The organism is Ruegeria sp. F11, assembly GCF_056533855.1.
Window position 1 is genome coordinate 168,774 of the sequence record NZ_JBQFOW010000004.1, and the last position, 23,079, is coordinate 191,852.

Sequence of the window (23,079 nt, forward strand, 5' to 3'; positions counted from 1 at the left end):
CTGTCTCAGAACATGAAATAGCGCTGCGCCATGGGCAGCACGTCGGCGGGTTGGCAGGTGAGCAATTCGCCGTCGGCGCGGACCTCATAGGTTTCGGGGTCGACGTCGATTTGCGGCATTGCATCGTTCAGCAGCAAATCCTGTTTGCCGATGTCGCGGGTATTGCGCACGGCGACGGTCTGTTTCGCCAGCCCGAGCGTATCGCCGATCCCATCGGCCTGTGCGGCGGCCGAGACAAAGGTGATCGCCGAGTGTTCCACCGACCGCCCATAGGCCCCGAACATCGGCCGGCTATAGACCGGCTGCGGTGTCGGGATCGAGGCATTCGGATCGCCCATCTGCGCGCAGGCGATCGTTCCGCCAAGCAGGACCATCTCGGGCTTTACGCCAAAGAACGCCGGGTTCCACAGGACCAGATCGGCGCGTTTGCCTTCTTCGATGCTGCCAATCTCATGGTTCAGGCCATGCGCAATCGCCGGGTTGATGGTGTATTTGGCGATATAGCGGCGGACGCGCAGGTTGTCGTTGTCGCCGGTTTCCTCGGGCAGGCGACCGCGTTGTTTCTTCATCTTGTCAGCGGTTTGCCATGTGCGGATCAGAACTTCTCCAACCCGGCCCATGGCCTGACTGTCCGAGGCGATGATGCTGAACGCGCCCATGTCGTGCAGGATGTCCTCGGCTGCGATGGTCTCGCGCCGGATGCGGCTTTCGGCAAAGGCCACGTCCTCGGGGATGGATTTGTCGAGGTGATGGCAGACCATCAGCATGTCCAGATGCTCTTCAACCGTATTCACGGTGAAGGGGCGCGTGGGGTTGGTCGAGGACGGCAGAACGTGGTTCTCACCACAGATCTTGATGATATCCGGGGCGTGGCCGCCGCCTGCGCCCTCGGTGTGGAAGGCATGGATCGTCCGGCCTTTCATGGCCGCCACGGTGTTTTCGACGAAACCGGATTCGTTCAACGTGTCGGTGTGGATCATCACCTGCACGTCCATCGCGTCGGCTACCGAGAGGCAGCAGTCGATGGCCGCAGGCGTGGTGCCCCAGTCTTCGTGCAGTTTCAACGCGCAAGCTCCGGCCTTGATCTGTTCCTCAAGTGCAGCGGGCAGCGAGGCGTTGCCCTTGCCCGCAAAGGCAAGATTCATCGGGAAGGCATCCGCCGCCTGCAGCATCCGCCCAATATGCCAGGGGCCCGGAGTGCAGGTTGTGGCCAGCGTGCCATGGGCGGGGCCGGTGCCGCCGCCCAGCATTGTGGTCAGGCCGGAATGCAGCGCGTCCTCGATCTGTTGCGGGCAGATGAAATGGATATGGCTGTCAAAGCCGCCTGCGGTCAGGATGCGCCCTTCGCCCGCGATGGCCTCGGTGCCGGGGCCGATGATGATGTCGACGCCGGGTTGCGTATCGGGGTTTCCGGCCTTTCCGATTTTGGCGATGCGCCCGTCCTTCAGGCCCACATCGGCCTTGTAGATGCCCGAGTGATCCACGATCAGCGCATTGGTGATGACCGTATCCACGGCCCCCTCGGCGCGCGTGACCTGAGATTGCCCCATCCCGTCGCGGATCACCTTGCCGCCGCCGAATTTGACCTCTTCACCGTAAAGCAGCGCATTGTCTCCGGTCCCGCCTGTCGCTGCGGCCCCAGCGCGTTCGGCTGTCAGGTCGCGTTCCACCTCGATCACCAGATCGGTATCGGCCAGCCGCAGCTTATCGCCGGTCGTGGGGCCGAACATGGCGGCGTAATCAGAGCGTTTGATTTGTGCTGGCATCAGAGCGGCCCCATGACCTTTTGATTGAACCCATAGACCTTGCGCGCACCGCTGATCGGGATCAGCGAAACCTCGCGTTCCTGTCCCGGTTCGAACCGCACAGCAGTACCGGGGGCGATGTCCAGCCGCAGGCCGTGTGCGGCCACACGGTCGAAATCCAGCGCCGGGTTGGTTTCGGCGAAATGGTAATGCGAGCCGACCTGAACCGGGCGGTCGCCGGTATTGGCCACCATCAGCGTCACCGGCTCAGCGCCCGGGTTGAGCGTGATTTCGCCCGCGGCAGGAAAAAGCTCGCCGGGGATCATTTGTTCAGCTTCACCATCAGGGCAACGGCGGCCAGCGCGACTACCGCCAGACCCACGGCCAGAGCGGCATAGTCCGTGCCATGTGCGTGGATATGCGTGCCGTTATGGGCGGCGGCGGGGCCGGCCAGGATCAGGGCAGGGAAGAGCATACGGGTCATATCAGTGTTCCTTTGTCAGCGAATGGGGTTGTGAACGGTCACCAGCTTGGTGCCGTCGGGGAAAGTGGCCTCGACCTGAACTTCGTGGATCATCTCAGGCACGCCTTCCATGCATTGTGCGCGGGTGATCACCTCGGCCCCGGCCTGCATCATGTCGGCAACCGACCGCCCGTCGCGAGCACCTTCGACCACGGCGTCAGTGATCAGGGCAATCGCCTCGGGGTGGTTCAGCTTGACGCCACGGGCCAGCCGCTTGCGGGCGACCTCGGCGGCCATGGCGACCAGAAGTTTATCTTTTTCTCGGGGCGTCAGGTTCATGTCAGAGCATCCAGCATCGGGGGAGGGTATTGCTGTTTAGCCGCTGCAATATCGGCATAAGTGCGCGGCGCAGGGCAAAGCTGTTTTCGGCAAGCAGCCGGATCACCAGAAGATCATCGTGCAGCAGGCTGGCCCCTCCGGCATCCGGCAGCAGGTCACGGACCGGCGTCAGCTGGCCCCCGGCGGTGTCCGAAGCAAATACGACCAGGGCCATCGCACCCGCGCCGTTGGCGATTGCAGGTTTGGCGAGTTGGGCGTTCAGATCGCCCGAAGTGTTCACGGCATCAAGGAATACGGGCATCCCTGCGCGGCGCAATTCGATCCGGTCCCGAAGCTGAATATCGGTCAGGACCTCGCCCATCGCAGGGCGTCCAAAAACCAGCGGCTCAACCATCAGCGCCGAGGCTTCTGGTGCTAGGTCGATCGTCAAACGCCGGTCAAGGGCGCTACCGTTAAACAGAATCGTTTCCTGCGGCAGCCAGTTCACGCGCGCCTGCGGGGCAACCGTCAAGGCATTCCTGACCGTGCCAATCTGTCCCGGTTGCGCCTTGTAGGCCCGCTCGCAGGCCTGCGTGGTCAGCGTCATCGTCGTGCCCGAGGCCACCTTGCCCGAGAACAGAAACCGGTCGCCCCCTGTCACGCCCCCTGCCGTATTCAGCAATACAGCATCCAGAGGGGTACCGGCGCCGCGCGGAAACAGGCATTTGAACGATCCGGACTGCCGGAACCCGTCAATAACACTGCGTTTCCCCAGAGGCTTGGAGCTAAGCGCGATTCTCCCCTCGGCACGTGGCGGTAAGGCCGCTTTTGCGGGCGTTATCGAGGACAGGTGTGTGATCGCAGCAACTTTCGGGTGTTCAACATCTGGCGCTTTTTTCACCGCTGCGATGTCGAATCTCTATGGCGCATTGCCGGTTTTGAACAATGCGCGGTCCCGTTAGTTCATTTTTTAATCACGCATCCAGCATGTAGGTTAAAAATTGGGCAGTGCGGGTGGGTCTGGCGAATTCCTGCGCCCCCGGATTTGCTTAATTCGCTGCGATGCAGAAACCGTATGGATGCCCATTACGGGGACAACCCCGAAGGGTGTGTGACGGCTGCGCGAATTGGACCTCGGACACAACCGCCACACGAAACGCAACAACAGTTGCGGGGATCAGGTAGAAGAGAAACGCGCATCTGCGCAAGCCCTCTCTCCCGGCCCCGCCCAGGAGGATTACATGAAATCTCTCAAATCCACGCTCGCCGGATCGGTTTTCTTTGCTGCCATGGCCACGACCGCGCTGTCGGCTGAAGACACGATTAAGGTCGGTGTATTGCATTCGCTGTCGGGGACTATGGCGATCTCGGAAACCACGTTGAAAGACACCATGCTGATGCTGATCGACCAGCAAAACGCCAAGGGCGGCCTGCTGGGTAAGCAGCTTGAGGCGGTTGTGGTCGACCCTGCATCCGACTGGCCGCTGTTTGCCGAAAAAGCGCGTGAGCTGCTGACCGTGCATGAGGTGGATGTGATCTTTGGCAACTGGACATCCGTCAGCCGCAAGTCGGTTCTTCCGGTGATCGAGGAACTGAACGGTCTGCTGTTCTATCCGGTTCAGTATGAGGGTGAAGAATCGTCGAAAAACGTCTTCTACACAGGTGCCGCGCCGAACCAGCAGGCGATCCCTGCGACTGACTATTTCCTCGACGAGCTGGGCGTTGAGAAATTCGCGCTGCTGGGCACCGACTATGTCTATCCCCGCACCACAAACAACATTCTGGAAAGCTATCTGAAGCAGAAGGGCATCGCGGACTCGGATATCTTTGTCAACTACACTCCGTTTGGCCATTCCGACTGGTCCAAGATCGTGGCAGACGTTGTTGCGCTGGGTGCGGATGGCAAGAAGGTCGGTGTGATCTCGACCATCAATGGCGACGCTAACATTGGTTTCTACAAGGAACTCGCTGCGGCGGGCGTCTCGGCAGACGATATTCCGGTCGTTGCCTTCTCGGTGGGTGAGGAAGAATTGTCGGGTCTGGATACCACCAACCTCGTAGGCCATCTGGCGGCATGGAACTATTTCCAGTCGGCCGATACCGATGCGAACGCCGAATTCGTTGAAACATGGAAAGCCACCATGGGCGATGAGCGCGTGACCAACGACCCGATGGAGGCGCACTACATCGGCTTCAACATGTGGGTGAACGCCGCGACCGCTGCCGGTTCGACCGAGGTCGACGATGTGCGCGCCGCGATGTACGGGCAGGAATTCCCGAACCTGACCGGCGGCACCGCGGTCATGCTGCCGAACCACCATTTGGCCAAGCCGGTGCTTATCGGTGAGATTCAGGAAGACGGCCAGTTCGACATCATCAGCGAAACCGACGTTGTGCCGGGCGACGCTTGGACCGACTTCCTGCCGGAATCGGCGGTTCTGATCTCGGATTGGAAAGAACTGGGTTGCGGTATGTACAACACCGAGACCAAGACCTGCGTTCAGACCCTGTCGAACTATTAAACGACACGCAAGGTGGGCGATCACGCCCGCCTTGCCCTCAAGACATCTCGGGTTTCACCAAATGTTACGACTTTTCCTTGCGGGCCTCGCAATCCTGTGCGCCTGCCTGACTGCCAACGCGCAAGAGGCCGGCCTGCAACCGATCCTGCAAGAGCATCAGGAGATCATCGCCAAAAGCTCTCGCAAGACCATCGGGCCTGCGATTGATGCGATTGCCAGCAGCGGGTTGCCGCAGGCGCAGGTGATGCTTGAGACATGGGCCGCCAAGAACGTGTGGATGCGCAAGTCGGATGGTCTGTTCTTTGCTGGCAAGAAGGGCGAAGGGCGGTCGTATGAGCTGACCGATTTCGACACCGGCGCGGTGGTCGGGACCTTTGAGAAATCCGACCTGAAACAGTTGAAACCCAACAGCGGCATCCGCGCGATGATCGGCACGGCGCTGGTGCAATTCCAACTGACCGACCCGGATCGCGGCAAACGACTGGCCGCTTTGACATCTATCCAACGTGATCCCGAGGGGGCCTTGCTGGAACCGCTGCGCGCGTCGATTGACGACGAACCCGACGCGGACTTAAAGGCGCAGAAACAGCGCTTGGAGCGGTTGCTGACGATTGGTTATGACGCGGACACCGCGGCCCGAGTGGCTGCGATTGAAGAGATGTCCGACGATCTGGGCGTCGATGTCCGCGCAGCGTTGAACCCGCTGGTCGTGACCAAACGCCAAGCCGCGATAGACCTGCCTTCAGAGGCGAATATCGCCACTGTGCTGCAGCCCGGCTCGGATGACCTGTCGCGGGATGCGGCTTATGACCTGCTGGTTGCCAACGATCTGGCCGCGCCGCGTGTTTCGGCAGCCGACATTCGCGCCGCGCTGGCCGCCAATATCGACGGAGGCCGCGTAGGTGGCGTTCCGGTTGCGCAACTGAATTCGGACGCCGCCCGCGCGCAGGCGTATGAGGCGTTGGCCGAGGCCGGGGCCGTTCCGGCCTTGATCACGCAGGCCGATATCGATGCAGCACTTGCCGCGCATGTTTTCTTTGATACCTACGCAGAGCCTTCGCCCGCTGTGACCGCGGCCGCCGAAAAGGCGTTGGAACAGATCGAGTTGAAGGTCGGCCTGAACCAGACCCTCGACCTGACGTTGGACGCGATTTCTCTGGCCTCGATCTATTTCCTCGCCGCTATCGGTCTGGCCATCACCTTTGGCGTTATGGGCGTGATCAACATGGCCCATGGAGAGTTCATCATGATGGGCGCCTATACTGGCTACGTGGTGCAGCAGTTCATCCCCGACCACACGCTGTCGATCATCGTCGCGATCCCGATGGCCTTCGCCGTCACCTTCGCCATGGGCGTCGCGATGGAGCGGCTGGTGATCCGCTGGCTGTATTCTCGCCCGTTAGAGACGCTGCTGGCGACCTTCGGTATCTCAATCGCCCTGCAGCAACTGGCCAAGAACATCTTCGGCACGCAGGCCCGGCCGCTGACCGCGCCCGGCTGGCTGGACGGAGCATGGGTGCTGAACGATGTGGTCTCGATCAGCTACATCCGCATCGCGATCTTCGTTCTGGCGATGATTTTTCTGGGGCTGTTTCTATACATCATGAAGCGCACCCGGTTGGGGCTTGAGATGCGCGCGGTGACGCTAAACCCGCGCATGGCGGGGTCAATGGGCATCAATCCGGGGCGGGTGAACATGCTGACCTTCGGCCTTGGTTCCGGCATCGCCGGGATTGCGGGCGTTGCGATTGGTCTGTTCGCCAAGGTCACGTCAGATCTGGGCAGCGATTACATCGTGCAAAGCTTCATGACCGTGGTTGTTGGCGGTGTCGGCAACATCTGGGGCGCGCTGGCGGGCGCAGGCATGATCGGTTTCCTGCAAAAAGGGATCGAGTGGATGAACCCGTCGAACACTCTGGCCGCGCAAACCTACATGATCATTTTCATCATCATTTTCATCCAGTTCCGGCCAAGGGGGATCATCGCCCTGCGCGGCCGCGCGGCGGGGGATTGAGCCATGGAACGAAGCTTTGTCGCCAAGAACCCATCCGTTTTGGTCTTTCTAGCCATCCTGTCTCTGTTCACTTTGGGTGTCACCGTCCTGTCCGAAGGGTTCGGGATCGGCGTGATCTCGACCAGTTTCGTCAAAACGCTGGGCAAGACCCTGTGCCTGTGCCTGATTGCCGTGGCGATGGATCTGGTCTGGGGCTTTACGGGCATCCTGTCGCTGGGTCATTTCGCATTCTTCGGGCTGGGCGGCTACATGATCGGCATGTGGCTGATGTATGAACGCATCCGCCTGATCGTCGTCGAGTCATTGTCCCAAGCCGATATCCCGCCAACCCCGTCCGAGGTCGTGGATGCCATCGGCACACAAATCTTCGGCGTCGTCGGATCGTCGGACTTCCCGCTGATCTGGGCCTTCTCGGACAGCCTGTTCCTGCAACTGGCACTGGTCGTACTGGTGCCGGGCCTTCTGGCGCTGATCTTCGGATGGCTGGCCTTCCGCAGCCGGGTCACGGGTGTTTACCTGTCGATCCTGACCCAAGCCATGACGCTGGCGCTGGCGTTGTACCTGTTCCAGAACGACAGCGGATTGCGCGGCAACAACGGCCTGTCGGGCCTGCAGAACCTGCCCGGAGTCACTGCCTCACAAGACGTGGTGTCGGTCTGGTTCCTCTGGGCCTCTGCCCTGGCCCTGGGGCTGGGGTACATGCTGGCCGCTTGGGTGGTGTCGGGCAAGTTCGGTTCGGTCATCCGCGGCATCCGAGACAACGAGGCACGGGTGCGGTTCCTCGGTTACTCGGTCGAGGTCTACAAGCTGGCCGTCTTCACCCTGACCGCCTGTATCGCCGCCATCGCGGGCGCGCTGTATTATCCGCAGGCGGGCATTATCAACCCCGAGGAGATGGCCCCCATCGCCTCGATCTATCTGGCCGTCTGGGTCGCCATCGGCGGGCGCGGTCGACTGTACGGGGCGGTCATCGGCGCGGCATTCGTCAGCCTGCTCAGCACATGGTTCACCGGCGGGCAGGCGCCAGACATCCCACTTGGGTTCTACACGATCAAATGGGTCGACTGGTGGCAGGTGCTGCTGGGCGTCTCCTTCGTGCTGGTCACACTGTTTGCTCCGCAGGGGATCGGAGGGCTGTTCGACCTCTGGACCAACCGCCGCGCGCCGCAGCGCCACGGTGCGGCTCTTGGGCCTGATGACGGCGCGTTGCGCGAAAAGGAGGCCACGGAATGAGCACTCTGCTAGAAGTCAGCGGCGTCTCGGTCACGTTTGACGGGTTCCGCGCCATCAACAACCTGTCGTTCCAGATCGGTAACGCCGAGCTGCGGGCCGTGATCGGGCCAAACGGGGCAGGTAAAACGACCTTCATGGATATCGTCACCGGCAAGACTCGCCCCGACGAAGGCCGCGTGATCTGGGGTGAGAAATCTGTCTCTCTGCTACGCATGAGCGAGGCCAAGATCGCGCAGGCCGGTATTGGGCGGAAGTTCCAGAAACCGACTGTGTTCGAGGATCAGACCGTGCAGGAAAACCTGCTGATGGCGTTGAAGAACAAGCGCGGCTGGATGGGCGTGCTGTTCTATCGCCCCTCGGCAGATGATCTGGAAAAGGTCGAGGAACTGGCCGCCGAGATCGGTCTGAAAGACGAGTTGACCCGCAAATCCGGCGAACTCAGCCACGGGCAAAAGCAATGGCTTGAGATCGGAATGCTGCTGGCACAGGAACCGCGTCTGCTGCTTGTCGACGAACCCGCCGCCGGCATGACCCCGCAAGAGCGCGAACACACGACCGACCTGCTGGTACAGGCCGCTAAGACCCGCGCCGTGGTGGTGGTGGAACATGATATGGAATTCGTCCGCCGCCTGAATTGCCGGGTCACGGTGCTCCACGAGGGCTCGGTTCTGGCCGAGGGCTCGCTGGATCATGTGACATCAAATCAGGACGTCATCGACGTCTATCTGGGACGCTAGGCAATGCTGAAACTGACCGATTTGACCCTGCATTACGGGCATTCGCAAATCCTCAACGGTATCTCGTTAGAGGCCGCGCGGGGCGAAGTCACCTGCGTGATGGGCACCAATGGCGTGGGCAAAACCAGCCTGATCAAGGCGATCTCTGGCACGCATCCGCGCTCGAGCGGCGATCTGATGCTGAATGGCGAGGCCCTGCCACCTCTGCCAGCCCATCGCATGGCGTGGAAAGGCGTGGCTTATGTGCCGCAAGGGCGCGAGATTTTCCCGCTGCTGACCGTGCGCGAAAATCTGGAAACCGGGTTTGCCTGCCTGCCAACAAGCGAACATTTTGTTCCGGACGAGGTATTCGATCTGTTCCCGGTACTGAAGAAAATGCAAAGCCGCCGCGGGGGCGATCTGTCGGGTGGCCAGCAACAGCAACTTGCCATCGCCAGGGCGCTCATCACCAAGCCTCAGCTTTTGCTATTGGACGAACCGACCGAAGGCATCCAGCCCAACATCATCCAGCAGATCGGAGAAGTCGTCCGCCATCTGAGAACCAGAGGCGAGATGGCGATCATTCTGGTCGAGCAGTATTTCGATTTCGCCTATGATCTTGCCGACAAGTTCATCGTCCTGCGGCGCGGTGCCGTCCTGATGCAAGGCACGCGGGACGAGTTGTCGCGCGAACAGGTTCTGCGGGGGGTCACGGTTTGAAGCGGAACAGCAAAAAACTCAGATCGCCTGATACCACGGCGTGCGGGGCAGGGGCATATGTGTCGCAATGCTCTCTTGCAATTGCAGGGCCGTGGTGCGCAGCGCGTTGATCACAAGCTCGCGCCGATTGTCGATAAGGACATTCGCCAGATGGGGGATGGTCAGCGCGGCGATCACCATCTTTCCCGGGACATGGCGAATGGGGGCCGATACCTCGTTGATCGCCTGACTTTCCGGGCTGCCAAGCGAGATATAGCCTTGTTGCGCGCAGTCCGCGGCGTGGTCCGAGAAGGCCTGAAGGTCGCTCTGGCTCTGCTTGGGGGCGATCGTGCCCAGCAGTTTAATCCGGTCCGCTTCAACATCCAGTTCGGACAGAAAACAGGCCCCCACCGAGGTCGCAAAGACCGGGGTTCTGTATCCCACCTGCACGGTCACGCCGTAGTTTTGCGATGACGAGACGCTGTTGATGACAATCAGGTCACCTGTGTCGCTGGGCACCCAGAGGTGGTTGGACAGCTCGGTTTCTTCCGCAAGGCGCTCCATATAGGGCCCCGCCAGTTCGGCCAGCTTGCTGTTGTCGGTTCTGTCCCCGCCCAGCAGGGCGAGTTTGCCGGTCAGTTTGTACAGATCACCGTCCTGCCGGACGATATAGCCGCGTTCTTCGAGCACGATCATCATGCGGAAGATTTCGTTCTTGGACCGACCGATGCCGCTGGCCAGTTGCGACAGGCTGGGGGTGACATCCGACAAAGACAGAAACTCCAGAATATCCAGACCCTTCTCAAGCGCGGGGGCCGAGTATTTCTGTAGTTTGGTCTTGGTTTCGGACATTCACTGAACCTTTGCTGAGTGTTGTCTTAAGAAAAAGCAGCAGGGGCGCAAGCCCCTGTCTGCTCTGCCGGCGCTTCTGCGGGAGAAGGAGGAATGCCGGCGGGGAGAGGCGTTACAGCCCGTTTTTCTTGAGGATCTCACCTGCGTTTTCCGGTGTGATCGCCTCGGTGCCCAGAACCACCGATTTCTCGACCTCTTCGCCTTTGAGGTGCTTCAGCGCCTGACGCAACCCTTCGGCCCCCGGCGTGGGATAGAGGAAGGTCGCGGCCAGTTCACCATTGGCAACCCAGGTCACACCTTCGCCCGGCAGACCATCGACACCGATAAAGATGATGTCATCCGCGCGGCCTGCATCTTTGGCGGCCAGATAGGCGCCATAGGCCATCGGGTCGTTGTGGCCATAGACCATTGTGATGTCTTCATAGTTGCGCAGGGCGGTCGACATGATGTCATAGGCCTGATCCTGCTTCCAGTCGCCGGATTGCTTGTCCAGCAGGAAGGTCACGCCTTCTTCGCCTTCAAACGCGGCGTGGAATGGGTCCGACCGGTCAAAGGTGGCCTGTACGCCAAGCCCGCCATAAATCTCGACGATATTGCCTTTGGCGTTGCCCTTGCCGCCCAGCAGTTCCAGCGCGTATTCACCGGCGGCCTCGCCGATCAGAACGTTGTCACCGCCAACCCACTGCACGAACTTGTCGGTGTCTACGTTGCGGTCCAGAACAAAGACCGGAATGCCCGCATCGGTGGCTTGCTCAACCACACCGGTCAGACCGGCGGATTCCTTGGGCGAGATCAGGATGGCGTCAACCTCCTGACGGATGAAGTTCTCGACATCCGCGACCTGCTTATCGGTACGGTCATTGGCGTCGGAAATCAGCAGTTCGACATTGTCGTGCAGATCAGCCTCGGCGCGCAGGTCCTTGTTGAACTGAACCCGCCATGGCTCGACCGTTGTTACCTGAGAAAAGCCGATCACATATTTGTCTTCGGCCCATGCCGCGCTGGCTGTCAAAGCCATCGACATGGCGGTGGCCGTCAGCAGGCCCTTGCCAAATGTTCTTCTTTTCATAGTCTACTCCTTGGTCATGATGCGGGTTATTTCGATGTCCCGCGTTCTGATTGCGCTCTGACCTTGGTCCGCCAAGATTTAAGGTCAGAGCCTCCTCCCTCTGCCCAGGCGTTCTTTTGCCATGACAAAGATCTCTTCAAATCGCCCTTCCTGAAGCAGGACGGCGACCACGATGATGATGCCCTTGAGGATCAGCTGCGTGTTGCTGTCGATGTTGTTGAGTTGCAGGATGTTGCTGAGGAAGCCGAAGATCAGCACGCCCACAAATGTCCCCATGATCGCGCCACGCCCGCCCATCAGGCTGGTACCGCCGATGACCACGGCTGCGATGGCGTCCAGTTCCAGACCCAGACCCGCATCCGGTTTACCCTGCCGGAATTGCGCCACATAAAGCACACCGGCCAGCGCGGACAGGCCACCGGCCAGCGCATAGGTGATGATCTTGTTGCGGCCCACATTGATGCCCGCCAGACGCGCGGCCTCTTCATTGCCACCGATGGCCATCAGGTAGCTGCCGAATGTGGTGAAGCGGGTGATCAGGAAGAACAGCAGCAGCACGGCGAGGAAAAACAGGCCCGGCACCGGCAGGACGCCCCACAGCAGCTCGCGCAGAACCTCGAAGTTCTCGGTCGCGTTGCTGCCGGTATAGACGGGATAGACCGCCGTATCCTGCCCGGCGACGACGCGGGCCAGACCCAGAGCGCCGACCATCATGGCCAGCGTCACGATGAAGGGCTGCAACCGTCCATAGACGATCAGCGCGCCGTTCACTGTGCCCATGACAGCGCCGATGCAGGGCACGACGATCAGCACCGCCAGCACGCCGAATTTCGGCATCACCTGACCGGCCAGCCAGATCATGACGCCAATGGCGATGGCCGCCGCAACCAGACGGCTGAGCAACCGTGAGGGCGCACTGGCTGTCGGATTATCCGAGCTGCGGTTCAGGTTGCTTTGCACGAAATAGATCAGCGCTGCGATACAGACGAACAGCACCACACCCGTCGCGGGTACACCAAAATAACTGGCGGCGGTCCAACCTTCCTGCGTCAGCAGCATGGCGCAGATCACCGTGCCCAAGGCCATGACTGACCCCACCGACAGATCGATCCCGGCGATGAAAATCACCATCGTCATCCCCACCGCCACAATGCCCGTGACCGAGACCTGACGCAGGATGTCCGTCAGATTACCCAGCGACAGAAAGATATTGTTGCCCTTGGACGACAGCGGCGAAGTCAGCGCCCCGAACAGGATCAGCGCGAACAGCCCCCAGTAAAGTTTGGTCTTGTTCAAAAGCCGCATGAACATCGCGGTGCCGGGATGTTCCTGTTTCACTGTCTGGCTGTTGGGTTCCATAACGGTCATATCTTTTCTCATGTTGGGGTCGCGGCGGTCAGCGGAACTGCATCGCCAGAGCCTTGATCGAATCCACGGTCATTTCTTCGCGCGAAAGCTCTCCGGCCAGTTGCCCTTCGCACAGCACGATCATGCGGTCGCAGACGGCCATGAATTCCGACAATTCCGAACTGGCAAACAGGACCGAGATGCTCTGATCCGCCAGCCGTCCGACCAGATCGTAAATCTCGTCCTTGGCACCGATATCGATGCCGCGGGTGGGTTCATCCAGCAGCAGAACGCGCGGCTGGGTCGCCAGCCATTTGCCCAGAACCACCTTTTGCTGATTGCCGCCGCTCAGATTGCCGACGGCGTGCTCGGGCCCGGTGGCCGCGACCTTGAGCGTCTCGATGGCTTTCAGCGCCTGCTTACGCTGCTCGGCCTCGGAATATCGGCCAAAACGCGATTGCAACGGCATCAGCGGCAGGGCGACATTCGAGGCGATCGACCGATCCAGGATCAACCCGTTGCCTTTGCGATCCTCGGTGATCAGCGCCAGCCCGTTGCGCACCCCATCCTGCGGTTTGACCGGGCGCAGGGGCTTGCCCTCCAGCGTGATGTCACCCCGATAGGATTCACCGCGCGCGCCAAAAAGCGTTTCAAGCAACTCGGTACGGCCAGCGCCCAGCAAGCCGCCGATGCCCAGCACCTCTCCGCGTTTCAGATCGAACGAGACATCGTCCAGCACCTTGCGATGACCCGCCCAGGCCGACAGGTTTTCGACCTGCAACACGACCTCATCCGAGGCCGGGGTCTGGCGGTCAACCGCGTTGATCTCAACCGTGCGTCCGACCATCATGCGGATCAGTTCTGCCGGAGTGGTCTCGGAGGCCAGCCGTGTGCCGATCAGGTTGCCATCGCGCAGAACGGTGACGCGGTCCGAGATCTCGAACACCTCATCCATCCGGTGCGAGATATAGACGACCGCGACGCCCTGAAGGGCCAGATCGCGCACGACCTCCATCAGAATATCCGCCTCGGCCTGCGACAGGGCCGAGGTCGGCTCATCCATGATCAGCAACCGTGCATTCATCAGCAAGGCGCGGGCGATCTCGACCAGCTGTTGCTCGCCTACACGCAGATCCTTGACCGGGGTATCGATATCCAGCGTGAAGCCAAAGCGCGACAGCGCTTGGCGCGCCTTGTTTCGCAGCGCTTTGCGATCAATGAAAGTGCCGAATTTTCGCGGCTCATGCCCCAGCAGAACATTTTCGGCCACCGTCATCTCGGGGATCAGGCTCAGTTCCTGATGCATGATGACGATGCCGTGGTTTTCCGCATCGCGCGGCGAGTCGAACGTCACCGTTTCCCCGTCGATCTGGAAGGTGCCGAATGTTGGTTTCTGCACGCCGCTGATGATCTTGACCAGCGTGCTTTTGCCCGCGCCGTTCTCCCCCATCAGCGTGTGAATTTCACCGCCATCAAAGCTCAGGTTCACATCGCGCAGCACCGAAATGCCTGAAAATGACATACCGATCCCGTTCAGAGACAGAGTGATCTGGCTTTCCGTTCCGCGCTGCGCGCGCAATGCCGATTGCAGTTTCGTCATGACAGCGCCTCCCTTCGCCGCTCTTCACGAGTCGTTTGAAACCGTTTCATATACGAAACCATGCGTGCTGGTGAAGCGTCAAGGGTTTTTTTCGCCACGCGTTCAGGCCACCAGCTCTGGCGTGCGCGCGGGCAGTTTTGGACCCCAAAAAAAGGCTCAGGCCTGAAGGCCGAACTTCTTGATTTTGTTGTAAAGCGTCCGCGTGGTCATGCCCAATTCCTCGGCGGTTTGCGCGCGTCGGAAGCCGTTTCGCGCCAGCGCCTCGGCAATCCAGTCGCGCTCGGACACGGCGACTCGGGCCGGGGTTTCATCCGTCTGGACCTTCGGGACACTCGCCGGTTTTCGGCGCAGAAAGTCGATCGCCTTGAGGTCAATCGTTCCGCCGCCCGACCGGCGCACCGCGCGCTGGACGGCGTGGTGCAGCTCTCGCACATTGCCGGGCCAGTCATGTTCCAGCATCAACCGCAACGCCGCGTTCGAGAACTTCGGGGGCTCGCCGCTGACCTGTCGGCCCAGATACAGGGCCAGTTCAGGGATATCGTCAACACGGTCGCGCAATGGCGGCAGGGTGATTTCGTGGCCCGAGATCCGATAATACAGATCCGGCCGAAACGCGTCCCTTTCAGTCTGGTCAAGCAGATCCTGCGTTGTGGTCGAGATGATCCGCGCATCCGCCCGCCGGAGCGTATGGTCCCCGATCCGCTGCACCGTTTTTTCATCGGTGAATTTCAGAATCTTGCCCTGATGCTCGGGCTGCAATGCGGTGATTTCGTCAAAGATGATGGTGCTGCCCGACGCCTGTTCCAACGCGCCGCGCTGCGTGCCCGTGCTGCCCAACGCGCCGGGCGCTTTGCCCAGCAGATGCACGCCGCCTTCCTCTCCGCCCAGGGCCGGGCAATCCACGACCACGGGTTGCCGCCGGGCTGCAGGGCCTGCCTCGTGCAGCCTGAGGGCCGCGCGGCTTTTGCCCGTCCCGGTCTCGCCGATCAACAGAACGGGGATGTCTTCATAGGCCAGATCGTCCAATTCTTCGCGGATCGTCTGCATGGCATAAGACGAGCCCACCAGATCATTTTCGGTGTTCGACGGGGCCTGTTTAATGCGTGACAGGCTGGGGATCGCGGTAAAGCCTTTGGTGACCTCGCTGAGAGTCTGTTCAACCGGGAGCCGGTCAAGTGTCGAGCCGGCAACAAACCCCTGTACACCGCAGATACGGGTAATCGCCAGCGCCTCTTCGGGCGAGGTGATGGGGCCGCCGTGGCACAGTTTGTCGACCGAGGCCGGTACGCCTTCGAGAACGCGTTCGATCTGCGCCGCTGCGGTTTCCAACGTCAGATGTGTACTGACCCCCGTCGCGCCGCTGGTAAAGCCCACATTGACACAGATGGCCGTCGCACCCGCATCGACCATCCTGCGGGCCTGCGCGTTGGTGTGGACATAAACGAAAGTGCCCAGACCGGCCGCCGTCGCCTCTTGCACCAGCGCGATTTCGCGGTCGAATCCCAACTCCTCGCGCTCCATCAATGCGCCCAACCGTCCGTCGATCAGCGTCGTTGAAGGGAAATTGCAGACGCCCGAGAAGCCAAGCGCTTTGGTTTTTTGCACCAGCGCGCCAATGTCCAGATCGGGGTCACTGACGGAAAACCCCGCATAGATCGGTGCCGAGCAACGGCCCAGCATCTCGCGTTCGGCAAATTCGATGACCCAGTCATTGGCAGCCCGGACCGGCAGAAAGCTGGTCAGGGATGATGCCCCTTGTACCCGGAAACGTCCCGCGTTTAACGCCAGCAGGTAGTCGGCCCCGGCCTTGTCCGCCGCCTTTGCGGTCAGGCCCGACCCGACGACTGCAGCAAACAGAAAGTTCTTGTCGCGATTTGTCATGCCGCGCCCTCGCACCAGATCAGACCATCCACATCAAGCGTGCTGAGCGGAACCATGTGTTCGTGCCATGCCGAGGTATAGGCAAACACACTGACCTGTTCCGCTTCGTCCCGGATCGTCTCAATTACCCTTTGCAATGAGCCAAGAACAAGTGCGCCGCTGTCAGCGCTGTCCACATCCAGTAGGCCGGGATGCAAGGCAAGGTGCTCCAGCCCGGCCTTCACCGCGGCGCGGGCCTGCGCCAGCGAGATGAAGAAGGCCAGCGTTTGAAACCCGGCGGCCTTGGCGCGCGCCAGAAACGCGTATTCGAACTCGGGCGAGGCGGGGATTGTCGACATCGACTGACGCAAACTGCCATCCAGCAGGATCGACGAGGGCCAGTTCACCACACCGCGATACCCTTTCTCGTAAAGCTGCGAGAGCATGGTCGCCTCGGACCCGAACGGATCGCTGGCCAGTATTGCGGCCCAGTCGCCCTGTTTCGGCGCCTCGCGCAGCGCGCGGTTGTGGTCAAGCCGGGGCATCACAAAGGCCAAATCTGCCTGTGAAACAGTCAGACCGCCCAAAGCGGGGCAGTAAATGCGGTCGATCTGGCCCGGATCGGCTGAGGGTGTGCCGGTCAGTGTCAGGTTTTGCATGACTCTGTATAGGAAGAGATTTCCGCATTTGAGAAGAGAATTCTTATTGTTTCTTGTTCTTCAAAAGACCCCTCAACCGCATGAGGAGATAACCAATGGAAAAATAATGATATTTTTCTTCGCCAGAAATCGGCTCAACGCTGTGCCGATTTCTGAAATTCGAACATTGTCGTCTCAACGGGAGGAATCATGACCTTATTTCTGATCGTCACCCTGAACGGGCTGACGCTAGCAGCACTCTACTTTTTGGCCGCCAGCGGCTTCAGCCTGATCTTTGGGCTGATGCGGACGGTGAACATGGCCCATGGGGCGCTGCTGCTGCTCGGCGGCTATGTCGGGTACAGCATTGTCGAAGTAACCGGATCTTGGGGTCTGGGCGTGTTGGGCGGTGGATTGGCGGCGGCCTTGGCCGGTGCCATCGTGCAGGCCGGCATTCTGGGCTGGATGCAGGGGGATGAACTGCGCCAGACCCTTGCCTCGATTGCGATCTCGATCATCATGGCCGATCTGATGTTGTGGTACTGGGGCGGGCTGACCTATCAGGTCGAGTTGCCGGATGCCTTGGCCGGGGGGCAGCGCCTGCCGGTTCTGGGCGTGGGGTACGCCAATATCCGTCTGGCGCTGATGGGCTTTGCGCTGGTGGTCGGAATTGGCCTGTGGTTCCTGATCCAACGCACGCGGTTTGGCGCGGTGATCCGTGCGGGCGTGGATGATCAGGATATGCTGCGCGCGCTGGGATACCCGATCAACCGCATCTTTGTTCTTGTCTTTGCCCTGGGCGGCATGCTGGCCGGAATGGCCGGAGTCGTCGCCGCCAGCGCGCTGTCGATTGCGCCGGGGACGGACCTGCAATTCCTTTTGTCCTCGCTGGTAGTGGTGATCGTCGGCGGCATGGGCTCGATCGGAGGGGCTGCCTTGGGCGCGCTGCTGGTTGGTCTGGCCGAGCAATACGGGCTGGCCTACGCGCCCACCTACGGCGTGGTGTTCACCTTTGCGATCATGGTTCTGGTGCTGGCGGTGCGTCCGCAAGGCCTGCTGGGAAAGGCCGAGCAATGAAACAGGCGCTGATCCTTGTTCCGCTGCTGATCCTGCCCTTGGTGCTGAACGATTTCTGGCTGACGCAGGTGGCCACGCGGTCGCTGATCCTTGGCATCATGGCGCTGAGCCTCAGCTTTCTGGCCACCTATCTGGGCGTCGTCTCGTTCGCGCAGGCCACCATGGCCGGGATCGCGGGCTACACTATCGCGTTTTTCGGCCCCAATACGGTAGGGATCGGAGTTCCGCTGCCGTTCTGGGTCTCGATCCCGCTGGCGCTGATATTGGCGACCGTTTCGGGCGCGCTGGTTGGCCTGATCGCACGCCGGTCGCGCGGGATTTACGCCATCATGATCACGCTGGCGATTGGGGTGGCGTTTTTCTACTTCACCCGCCAGAACTATACGTTCTTTAACGGCTGGACCGGCTTTTCCGGCGTCCGCGCGCCGCAGATCGGGGGCGTCAGCCTGCGTGATCCGCTGCCCTTGTACCTGTTGTCTCTTGGCATGGCCGCACTAGCGCTGGCACTGGTCGGCGGCTTTGTCCGCTCACCGCTGGGTTTGACCATTCAGGCCGTGCGCGACGCGCCGGGGCGGGTGCTGGCGCTGGGGATTTCCGTCACCACGCCCATCGTTGCCGCCTTTGCCTTTTCGGGCCTGCTGGCCGGGGCAGGCGGCATCCTGAACGTCTGGTATCAGGAACGCATCTCATCCTTTTCGGTCGGGCTTGGGCCCATCATCGACATCCTCATCATCTCGGTCATCGGCGGTCTGCGCCATCCGGGCGGAGCCTTTGTCGGCGCGGTGGTCTTTGTCCTGCTGGACACCTTCGCCGTCGATCTGATCGACCGCGAGCGGTTCAACACGCTGATCGGCGTTGTGCTGCTGCTGATCGTGATCGTGGCCCCCGGTGGGCTGCAACAACTGGCAAGCGACTGGATGGCGCGGCTGCGCCGTCAGGAAATCAAAGAAGAATCAACTGTCTGAGCACACTTATTGGGAGGAACCTGAAAAATGAATAAGCTCAAAATGGCCGCATCGGCGCTGGCGCTCTGCGCAATGGCGGTGCCTGCATCTGCCGAAGACGTTAAGATCGGCGTGATCTCGATCCTCGAAGGCGCGTTTGCCGCGCTGGGTCAGGACGGCATCCGCGGCGCGGAACTGGCGGTTCTGGAAACCGGTGGCGAGGTTGACGGCAACAAGATCGAAGTCATCACCATATCCTCGGACGCCAGCCCGGACAGCGCAGTAAATGCAGCCCGCAAGCTGATCGAACAGGACGGTGTGGACATGATCGTCGGCCCGCTCTCTGGCTCCGAAGGTCTGGCGTTGCGCGACCTATCGAAATCCTACCCTGCCGTGACCTTCATCAACGGCTCGTCAGCGGCACAGGACACCACGCTGCGCGACAGCTCGGACAATTTCTTCCGTTTTGGCGGCGATGGTGCCCAGTGGATGGTCGGCGTTGGCGATTATGCCTATAACGACATGGGCTACAAATCCGTGGCCGTGATCGCCGAAGACTATTCTTTCCCCTACACGCAGGTTCTGGGCTTCATGTCCGAGTTCTGCTCGGCTGGTGGCAAGGTGCCCGAGAAGTTCTGGACGCCCATCGGCAACAAGGACTACTCCTCGGTTGTCTACTCGATCCCGCAGGATGTCGACGCGATTTTCGTGGCCCTGGGTGGTGCGGATGCGGTCAACTTCCTGACCCAGTACAGCCAGGCGGGCGGTGACAAGCCTATCATCGGCGGCTCGATCACCATCGACCAGTCGATCCTGGACAGCAAAGGCCCCTTCAAGAAGCTTCTGGTGGGCGCGCCTGCGGGCACCCCGACCGTCAGCGACTATGACGGTGCCGAGTGGAAAGAGTTCTCGGCCAGCTACACTGACGCCTTCCCGGATGGTTTCTCGGCCCCCTCGATCTTTGCCCATCACTATTACATGGCAGCAAAGGCAGGTCTGCTGGCGCTGGATGAAGTCGATGGCGATCTGTCCAATGATCAGGCCGCCTTCCGCGAAGCGCTGACCAACCTGACCTTTGTGACCCCGACCGGCGGCACCATGCGGCTGGACAAGAACCGCAACGGCGTCGTCGACAACTTTGTGACCGAAGTGTTTGAACGCGAAGACGGCACTCTGGGCAACCGCGTAGTCAAGGTTGTGCGCGATGTTGATCAGCTTCTGGGTCAGGACGAGGCCACTTTCCTCGCGGCAGGTCCAGTCAGCCGGGACAACCCTTCGTGCCCGTAAACCACTCACATAACACAGCCAATGCCCTGGAGGTCCGGGGCATTGGCAAACGCTTCGGCGGGTTCTGGGCGGTGCAGGATATCGACCTTACCGTCCGCCCCGGTGAGCGGCGCGCGATCCTTGGTCCGAACGGGGCGGGCAAGACCAGCCTGTTCAACGTGTTGACCGGGGATACAAGCGCCACGACCGGCCAGATCACCCTGTTTGGCGACAGCGTGACGCGTGAGCCGATCAACAAGAGAATTCAACGCGGGCTGCGCCGGACCTATCAGCACGCCCACCTGTTCAACGGCCTGACCGTGCGCGACACGCTGTTTCTGGCCGTGGCCGGGGTGCGCGGCGGCTGGCGGCAGGTGCTGCCCTTGCGGGTCAGCGATGACCGGCTGGCCGAGGCTGAACGACTGGCCGAGGTGGCTGGTGTGACCGATGTGCTGGATCGCGAAACCTCGGAACTCAGCCACGGGCAGCGGCGGCAGTTGGAGATCGGGATTGCGCTGGCTGAAAACCCGAAGATTCTGCTGCTGGACGAACCGGCGGCGGGGCTGTCGCCTGCTGAACGTCCGAAGCTGAGCGCGCTTCTGATGTCTTTGCCCAAGGATGTGACCGTCGTGCTGATCGAGCACGATATGGATATCGCCCTGCAGACCTCGGAAAGCGTTTCGGTTCTGTATAACGGGCGGATGCTGGCCGAGGGCTCGCCCGACGACATCATGCGCAACGAAGACGTGCATCGCGTCTATATCGGAGGTGCGCATGGCCACTGACTTGCTGGATATTCGCGGGCTGGACCTGCGCTATGGCTCAAGCCACGTGCTGCACGGCGTCGACCTGACGGTTGGCACCCGTCCACTGGGCATTCTGGGCCGCAACGGCATGGGCAAAACCAGCCTGTGCAACGCCATCATGGGTCTGCACCCGCATTCGGCAGGGGAAATCCGGTTCGATGGCACCGACATGACCGGCCTGCCGCCCGAAAAGCGCGCGCAGATGGGAATTGGCTATGTGCCGCAGGGACGGCGGGTGTTCAGGTCTTTGACCGTGGAAGAGCACCTGAAGATCGTCGAACGCAAGGGCGGCGCGTGGTCTGTTGACCGAGTGTACGAGACCTTTCCGCGTCTCAAGGAACGTCGCCGCAATCTGGGCAACCGCCTGTCGGGCGGAGAGCAACAGATGCTGGCGATTGGCCGCGCCTTGTTGCTGAACCCGCGCCTGATGGTTCTGGACGAGCCGACCGAAGGGCTGGCCCCGGCCATTGTCTCGGACGTGATCGATCTGATCGAACTGATCGCAAGCGAGGGCATCGCGGTTCTGCTGGTCGAACAGAACATGCACGCGGCGCTGGCCGCCGTGAAGGACGTGGCCATCATGGTTGGCGGAGAAGTGGTCGAGCGGATGACGGCAGAGGCCCTTGAAAACGATACGGCGATGCAAAAGCGCCATCTGGGGCTGGAACCCGGGCAGTCGGGCTAACGGGAGGGAGAGAGGATGACAAAAAGAGCTTACGTGATCGGCACCGCCGACACCAAAGGGCCGGAACTGCGCTATGTGCGCGACCTGATCGATGCGGCAGGGATGGAAACCGTACTGGTCAATGTCGGCACCAAAGGCGGCGAGGCTGGCGTGGATGTAACAGCCACCAGCGTCGCCGCCTGCCATCCCGATGGCCCGGCCTCGGTGTTCGTGAACGACCGCGGGCAAGCCGTGACCGAGATGTCGCGGGCGCTGACCGCCTTTGTGCTGGGCCGGGACGATCTGGGCGGCATCATCGGGCTGGGCGGCTCGGGCGGCTCGGGGATCATTGCTCCGGCCATGCAGGCCTTGCCGATCGGGGTGCCCAAAGTGCTGGTCTCGACTTTGGCCTCGGGCGATGTTTCGGCCTATGTAGGCGCGTCGGATGTGAATATGTTCCACCCGGTGACGGATGTCTCGGGCCTGAACCGTGTGTCGCGCAAATTGCTGGGCAACGCGGCCCATGCGCTGGCGGGTATGATGGCCAATGAGGTGCCCGAGGCCACCGATGACCGCCCCGCGCTGGTTCTGTCGATGTTCGGCGTCACCACACCTGCCGTGCAGGCCATCACCGAAGGGCTGGCCGGCGATTACGATTGCCTTGTCTTCCACGCCACCGGCAGCGGAGGCCGCTCGATGGAGCAACTGGTCGATCAGGGCGACGTAGAGGGCGTGCTGGACATCACCACTACCGAGATCTGCGACCTGATCGTGGGCGGGATGTTGAGTGCGGGCGAAGAACGGCTGGACAGTATCGCGCGCAGCAAGCTGCCTTATGTGGGCTCGTGCGGCGCGCTGGACATGGCGAATTTCTGGGCGCCCGAGTCGGTGCCTGCACAGTTCAAAGATCGCAATTTCTATCACCACAATGCACAGGTCACGCTGATGCGCTCGACCCCCGAAGAATGCGCGCAGATCGGCACATGGATCGGCAACAAGCTGAACGCCTGCGACGGGCCGGTGCGCTTTCTGCTGCCCCTGCGCGGTGTCTCGGCGCTGGATATCGAAGGCGGGGCTTTCCACGATCCGGCGGCCAACGAGGCGCTGTTCCAGGCGCTGCGCGACACGGTGGTCCAGACCCCCGACCGGCAACTGGTCGAACTGGACCTGCACATCAACGATCCCGCCTTTGCCGAGGCAGCGATCAGCAATTTCAACGAAATCTATACAAAGAAGGATACCTGAG

The 23,079-nt window shown here is 61.1% G+C and carries 22 protein-coding genes; 11 read left to right on the top strand and 11 right to left on the bottom strand.

The features are described from left to right. Positions 1 to 5: 5 nt before the first annotated feature. Genes ureC through ACR0NJ_RS06990 form a run of 5 tightly spaced genes read right to left on the bottom strand, consistent with a single transcriptional unit; the run spans position 6 to position 3,208 of the window. Positions 6 to 1,766: an urease subunit alpha gene (gene ureC / locus ACR0NJ_RS06970; protein ID WP_480816406.1), complete on the bottom strand. Its 1,761-nt coding sequence runs from the start codon at positions 1,764 to 1,766 to the stop codon at positions 6 to 8. Next, a complete protein-coding gene (locus ACR0NJ_RS06975; RefSeq protein WP_480816407.1) occupies positions 1,766 to 2,071 on the bottom strand; it encodes an urease subunit beta in 306 nt (101 codons plus the stop codon). The genes ureC and ACR0NJ_RS06975 overlap by 1 nt, the downstream gene beginning before the upstream one ends. Next, complete coding sequence (locus tag ACR0NJ_RS06980; protein WP_152460018.1) at positions 2,068 to 2,229, bottom strand: peptidase M23; 162 nt, start codon at positions 2,227 to 2,229, stop codon at positions 2,068 to 2,070. The genes ACR0NJ_RS06975 and ACR0NJ_RS06980 overlap by 4 nt, the downstream gene beginning before the upstream one ends. Positions 2,230 to 2,244: 15 nt before the next feature. Beyond that, positions 2,245 to 2,547 carry an urease subunit gamma gene (locus tag ACR0NJ_RS06985; RefSeq protein ID WP_152460019.1) on the bottom strand — a complete coding sequence of 101 codons (303 nt, stop codon included), beginning with the start codon at positions 2,545 to 2,547 and terminating at the stop codon, positions 2,245 to 2,247. A 1-nt stretch (position 2,548) separates the two neighbouring features. Further along, complete coding sequence (locus ACR0NJ_RS06990) at positions 2,549 to 3,208, bottom strand: urease accessory protein UreD (RefSeq protein ID WP_480816408.1); 660 nt, start codon at positions 3,206 to 3,208, stop codon at positions 2,549 to 2,551. Between the two features lie 559 nt (positions 3,209 to 3,767). On the opposite strand from ACR0NJ_RS06990, the gene urtA reads away from it, so the two are divergent. The 5 genes from urtA to urtE all read left to right on the top strand — a co-directional run bounded on the left by urtA (position 3,768) and on the right by urtE (position 9,731). Continuing rightward, positions 3,768 to 5,048 (top strand): urea ABC transporter substrate-binding protein, encoded by a 1,281-nt coding sequence (urtA, locus tag ACR0NJ_RS06995; protein ID WP_480816409.1) that lies wholly within the window; start codon positions 3,768 to 3,770, stop codon positions 5,046 to 5,048. A gap of 61 nt (positions 5,049 to 5,109) precedes the next feature. Continuing rightward, a complete protein-coding gene (urtB, locus tag ACR0NJ_RS07000; RefSeq protein WP_480816410.1) occupies positions 5,110 to 7,062 on the top strand; it encodes an urea ABC transporter permease subunit UrtB in 1,953 nt (650 codons plus the stop codon). Between the two features lie 3 nt (positions 7,063 to 7,065). Then, on the top strand, positions 7,066 to 8,295 hold the full coding sequence (gene urtC / locus ACR0NJ_RS07005) for an urea ABC transporter permease subunit UrtC (protein WP_480816411.1): 1,230 nt from the start codon (positions 7,066 to 7,068) through the stop codon (positions 8,293 to 8,295). After that, the gene (gene urtD, locus ACR0NJ_RS07010; protein ID WP_480816412.1) at positions 8,292 to 9,032 is read left to right on the top strand and encodes an urea ABC transporter ATP-binding protein UrtD; all 741 of its coding nucleotides are present in this window, start codon (positions 8,292 to 8,294) and stop codon (positions 9,030 to 9,032) included. The genes urtC and urtD overlap by 4 nt, the downstream gene beginning before the upstream one ends. A 3-nt stretch (positions 9,033 to 9,035) precedes the next feature. Then, complete coding sequence (gene urtE, locus ACR0NJ_RS07015) at positions 9,036 to 9,731, top strand: urea ABC transporter ATP-binding subunit UrtE (RefSeq protein WP_480816413.1); 696 nt, start codon at positions 9,036 to 9,038, stop codon at positions 9,729 to 9,731. 18 nt (positions 9,732 to 9,749) lie between these two features. On the opposite strand, the gene ACR0NJ_RS07020 is transcribed toward urtE, so the two are convergent. The 6 genes from ACR0NJ_RS07020 to ACR0NJ_RS07045 form a co-directional block, all read right to left on the bottom strand. After that, positions 9,750 to 10,562, bottom strand: a complete 813-nt coding sequence (locus ACR0NJ_RS07020) for an IclR family transcriptional regulator (RefSeq protein ID WP_480816414.1) — start codon at positions 10,560 to 10,562, stop codon at positions 9,750 to 9,752. Positions 10,563 to 10,674: 112 nt separating this feature from the next. Beyond that, positions 10,675 to 11,631, bottom strand: coding sequence for a substrate-binding domain-containing protein (locus ACR0NJ_RS07025; protein WP_480534397.1), 957 nt, complete (start codon positions 11,629 to 11,631; stop codon positions 10,675 to 10,677). Positions 11,632 to 11,715: 84 nt separating this feature from the next. Continuing rightward, the gene (locus tag ACR0NJ_RS07030; protein WP_480816415.1) at positions 11,716 to 12,999 is read right to left on the bottom strand and encodes an ABC transporter permease; all 1,284 of its coding nucleotides are present in this window, start codon (positions 12,997 to 12,999) and stop codon (positions 11,716 to 11,718) included. A gap of 28 nt (positions 13,000 to 13,027) precedes the next feature. Next, positions 13,028 to 14,578, bottom strand: coding sequence for a sugar ABC transporter ATP-binding protein (locus ACR0NJ_RS07035; RefSeq protein ID WP_480816416.1), 1,551 nt, complete (start codon positions 14,576 to 14,578; stop codon positions 13,028 to 13,030). A 156-nt stretch (positions 14,579 to 14,734) separates the two neighbouring features. Further along, positions 14,735 to 16,459: a phosphoenolpyruvate hydrolase family protein gene (locus ACR0NJ_RS07040; protein WP_480816417.1), complete on the bottom strand. Its 1,725-nt coding sequence runs from the start codon at positions 16,457 to 16,459 to the stop codon at positions 14,735 to 14,737. Next, entirely contained in the window at positions 16,456 to 17,097 is a 642-nt protein-coding gene (locus ACR0NJ_RS07045; protein ID WP_480816418.1) for a phosphoenolpyruvate hydrolase family protein, read from the bottom strand. The genes ACR0NJ_RS07040 and ACR0NJ_RS07045 overlap by 4 nt, the downstream gene beginning before the upstream one ends. A 189-nt stretch (positions 17,098 to 17,286) precedes the next feature. On the opposite strand from ACR0NJ_RS07045, the gene ACR0NJ_RS07050 reads away from it, so the two are divergent. From ACR0NJ_RS07050 to ACR0NJ_RS07075, 6 genes are read left to right on the top strand one after another with little or no spacing between them, the layout of a single operon-like run. After that, positions 17,287 to 18,153, top strand: a complete 867-nt coding sequence (locus ACR0NJ_RS07050; RefSeq protein ID WP_480816419.1) for a branched-chain amino acid ABC transporter permease — start codon at positions 17,287 to 17,289, stop codon at positions 18,151 to 18,153. Further along, positions 18,150 to 19,118, top strand: coding sequence for a branched-chain amino acid ABC transporter permease (locus ACR0NJ_RS07055; RefSeq protein ID WP_480816420.1), 969 nt, complete (start codon positions 18,150 to 18,152; stop codon positions 19,116 to 19,118). The genes ACR0NJ_RS07050 and ACR0NJ_RS07055 overlap by 4 nt, the downstream gene beginning before the upstream one ends. A 27-nt stretch (positions 19,119 to 19,145) precedes the next feature. Next, complete coding sequence (locus ACR0NJ_RS07060) at positions 19,146 to 20,384, top strand: ABC transporter substrate-binding protein (protein ID WP_480816421.1); 1,239 nt, start codon at positions 19,146 to 19,148, stop codon at positions 20,382 to 20,384. Next, positions 20,375 to 21,148 carry an ABC transporter ATP-binding protein gene (locus ACR0NJ_RS07065; protein ID WP_480816422.1) on the top strand — a complete coding sequence of 258 codons (774 nt, stop codon included), beginning with the start codon at positions 20,375 to 20,377 and terminating at the stop codon, positions 21,146 to 21,148. Before ACR0NJ_RS07060 ends, ACR0NJ_RS07065 begins: the two co-directional genes overlap by 10 nt. Then, the gene (locus ACR0NJ_RS07070) at positions 21,138 to 21,854 is read left to right on the top strand and encodes an ABC transporter ATP-binding protein (RefSeq protein ID WP_480816423.1); all 717 of its coding nucleotides are present in this window, start codon (positions 21,138 to 21,140) and stop codon (positions 21,852 to 21,854) included. The genes ACR0NJ_RS07065 and ACR0NJ_RS07070 overlap by 11 nt, the downstream gene beginning before the upstream one ends. A 15-nt stretch (positions 21,855 to 21,869) precedes the next feature. Next, positions 21,870 to 23,078 carry a Tm-1-like ATP-binding domain-containing protein gene (locus ACR0NJ_RS07075; RefSeq protein WP_480816424.1) on the top strand — a complete coding sequence of 403 codons (1,209 nt, stop codon included), beginning with the start codon at positions 21,870 to 21,872 and terminating at the stop codon, positions 23,076 to 23,078. The last annotated feature ends 1 nt before the right edge of the window (position 23,079 follow it).

Bases quoted from the DNA above. Each gene is read 5' to 3' on its own strand.
- ureC (WP_480816406.1), bottom strand. From the start codon at position 1,766: ATGCCAGCACAAATCAAACGCTCTGATTACGCCGCCATGTTCGGCCCC.
- ACR0NJ_RS06975 (WP_480816407.1), bottom strand. From the start codon at position 2,071: ATGATCCCCGGCGAGCTTTTTCCTGCCGCGGGCGAAATCACGCTCAAC.
- ACR0NJ_RS06980 (WP_152460018.1), bottom strand. From the start codon at position 2,229: ATGACCCGTATGCTCTTCCCTGCCCTGATCCTGGCCGGCCCCGCCGCC.
- ACR0NJ_RS06985 (WP_152460019.1), bottom strand. From the start codon at position 2,547: ATGAACCTGACGCCCCGAGAAAAAGATAAACTTCTGGTCGCCATGGCC.
- urtA (WP_480816409.1), top strand. From the start codon at position 3,768: ATGAAATCTCTCAAATCCACGCTCGCCGGATCGGTTTTCTTTGCTGCC.
- urtB (WP_480816410.1), top strand. From the start codon at position 5,110: ATGTTACGACTTTTCCTTGCGGGCCTCGCAATCCTGTGCGCCTGCCTG.
- urtC (WP_480816411.1), top strand. From the start codon at position 7,066: ATGGAACGAAGCTTTGTCGCCAAGAACCCATCCGTTTTGGTCTTTCTA.
- urtD (WP_480816412.1), top strand. From the start codon at position 8,292: ATGAGCACTCTGCTAGAAGTCAGCGGCGTCTCGGTCACGTTTGACGGG.
- urtE (WP_480816413.1), top strand. From the start codon at position 9,036: ATGCTGAAACTGACCGATTTGACCCTGCATTACGGGCATTCGCAAATC.
- ACR0NJ_RS07020 (WP_480816414.1), bottom strand. From the start codon at position 10,562: ATGTCCGAAACCAAGACCAAACTACAGAAATACTCGGCCCCCGCGCTT.
- ACR0NJ_RS07025 (WP_480534397.1), bottom strand. From the start codon at position 11,631: ATGAAAAGAAGAACATTTGGCAAGGGCCTGCTGACGGCCACCGCCATG.
- ACR0NJ_RS07030 (WP_480816415.1), bottom strand. From the start codon at position 12,999: ATGACCGTTATGGAACCCAACAGCCAGACAGTGAAACAGGAACATCCC.
- ACR0NJ_RS07035 (WP_480816416.1), bottom strand. From the start codon at position 14,578: ATGACGAAACTGCAATCGGCATTGCGCGCGCAGCGCGGAACGGAAAGC.
- ACR0NJ_RS07040 (WP_480816417.1), bottom strand. From the start codon at position 16,459: ATGACAAATCGCGACAAGAACTTTCTGTTTGCTGCAGTCGTCGGGTCG.
- ACR0NJ_RS07045 (WP_480816418.1), bottom strand. From the start codon at position 17,097: ATGCAAAACCTGACACTGACCGGCACACCCTCAGCCGATCCGGGCCAG.
- ACR0NJ_RS07050 (WP_480816419.1), top strand. From the start codon at position 17,287: ATGACCTTATTTCTGATCGTCACCCTGAACGGGCTGACGCTAGCAGCA.
- ACR0NJ_RS07055 (WP_480816420.1), top strand. From the start codon at position 18,150: ATGAAACAGGCGCTGATCCTTGTTCCGCTGCTGATCCTGCCCTTGGTG.
- ACR0NJ_RS07060 (WP_480816421.1), top strand. From the start codon at position 19,146: ATGAATAAGCTCAAAATGGCCGCATCGGCGCTGGCGCTCTGCGCAATG.
- ACR0NJ_RS07070 (WP_480816423.1), top strand. From the start codon at position 21,138: ATGGCCACTGACTTGCTGGATATTCGCGGGCTGGACCTGCGCTATGGC.
- ACR0NJ_RS07075 (WP_480816424.1), top strand. From the start codon at position 21,870: ATGACAAAAAGAGCTTACGTGATCGGCACCGCCGACACCAAAGGGCCG.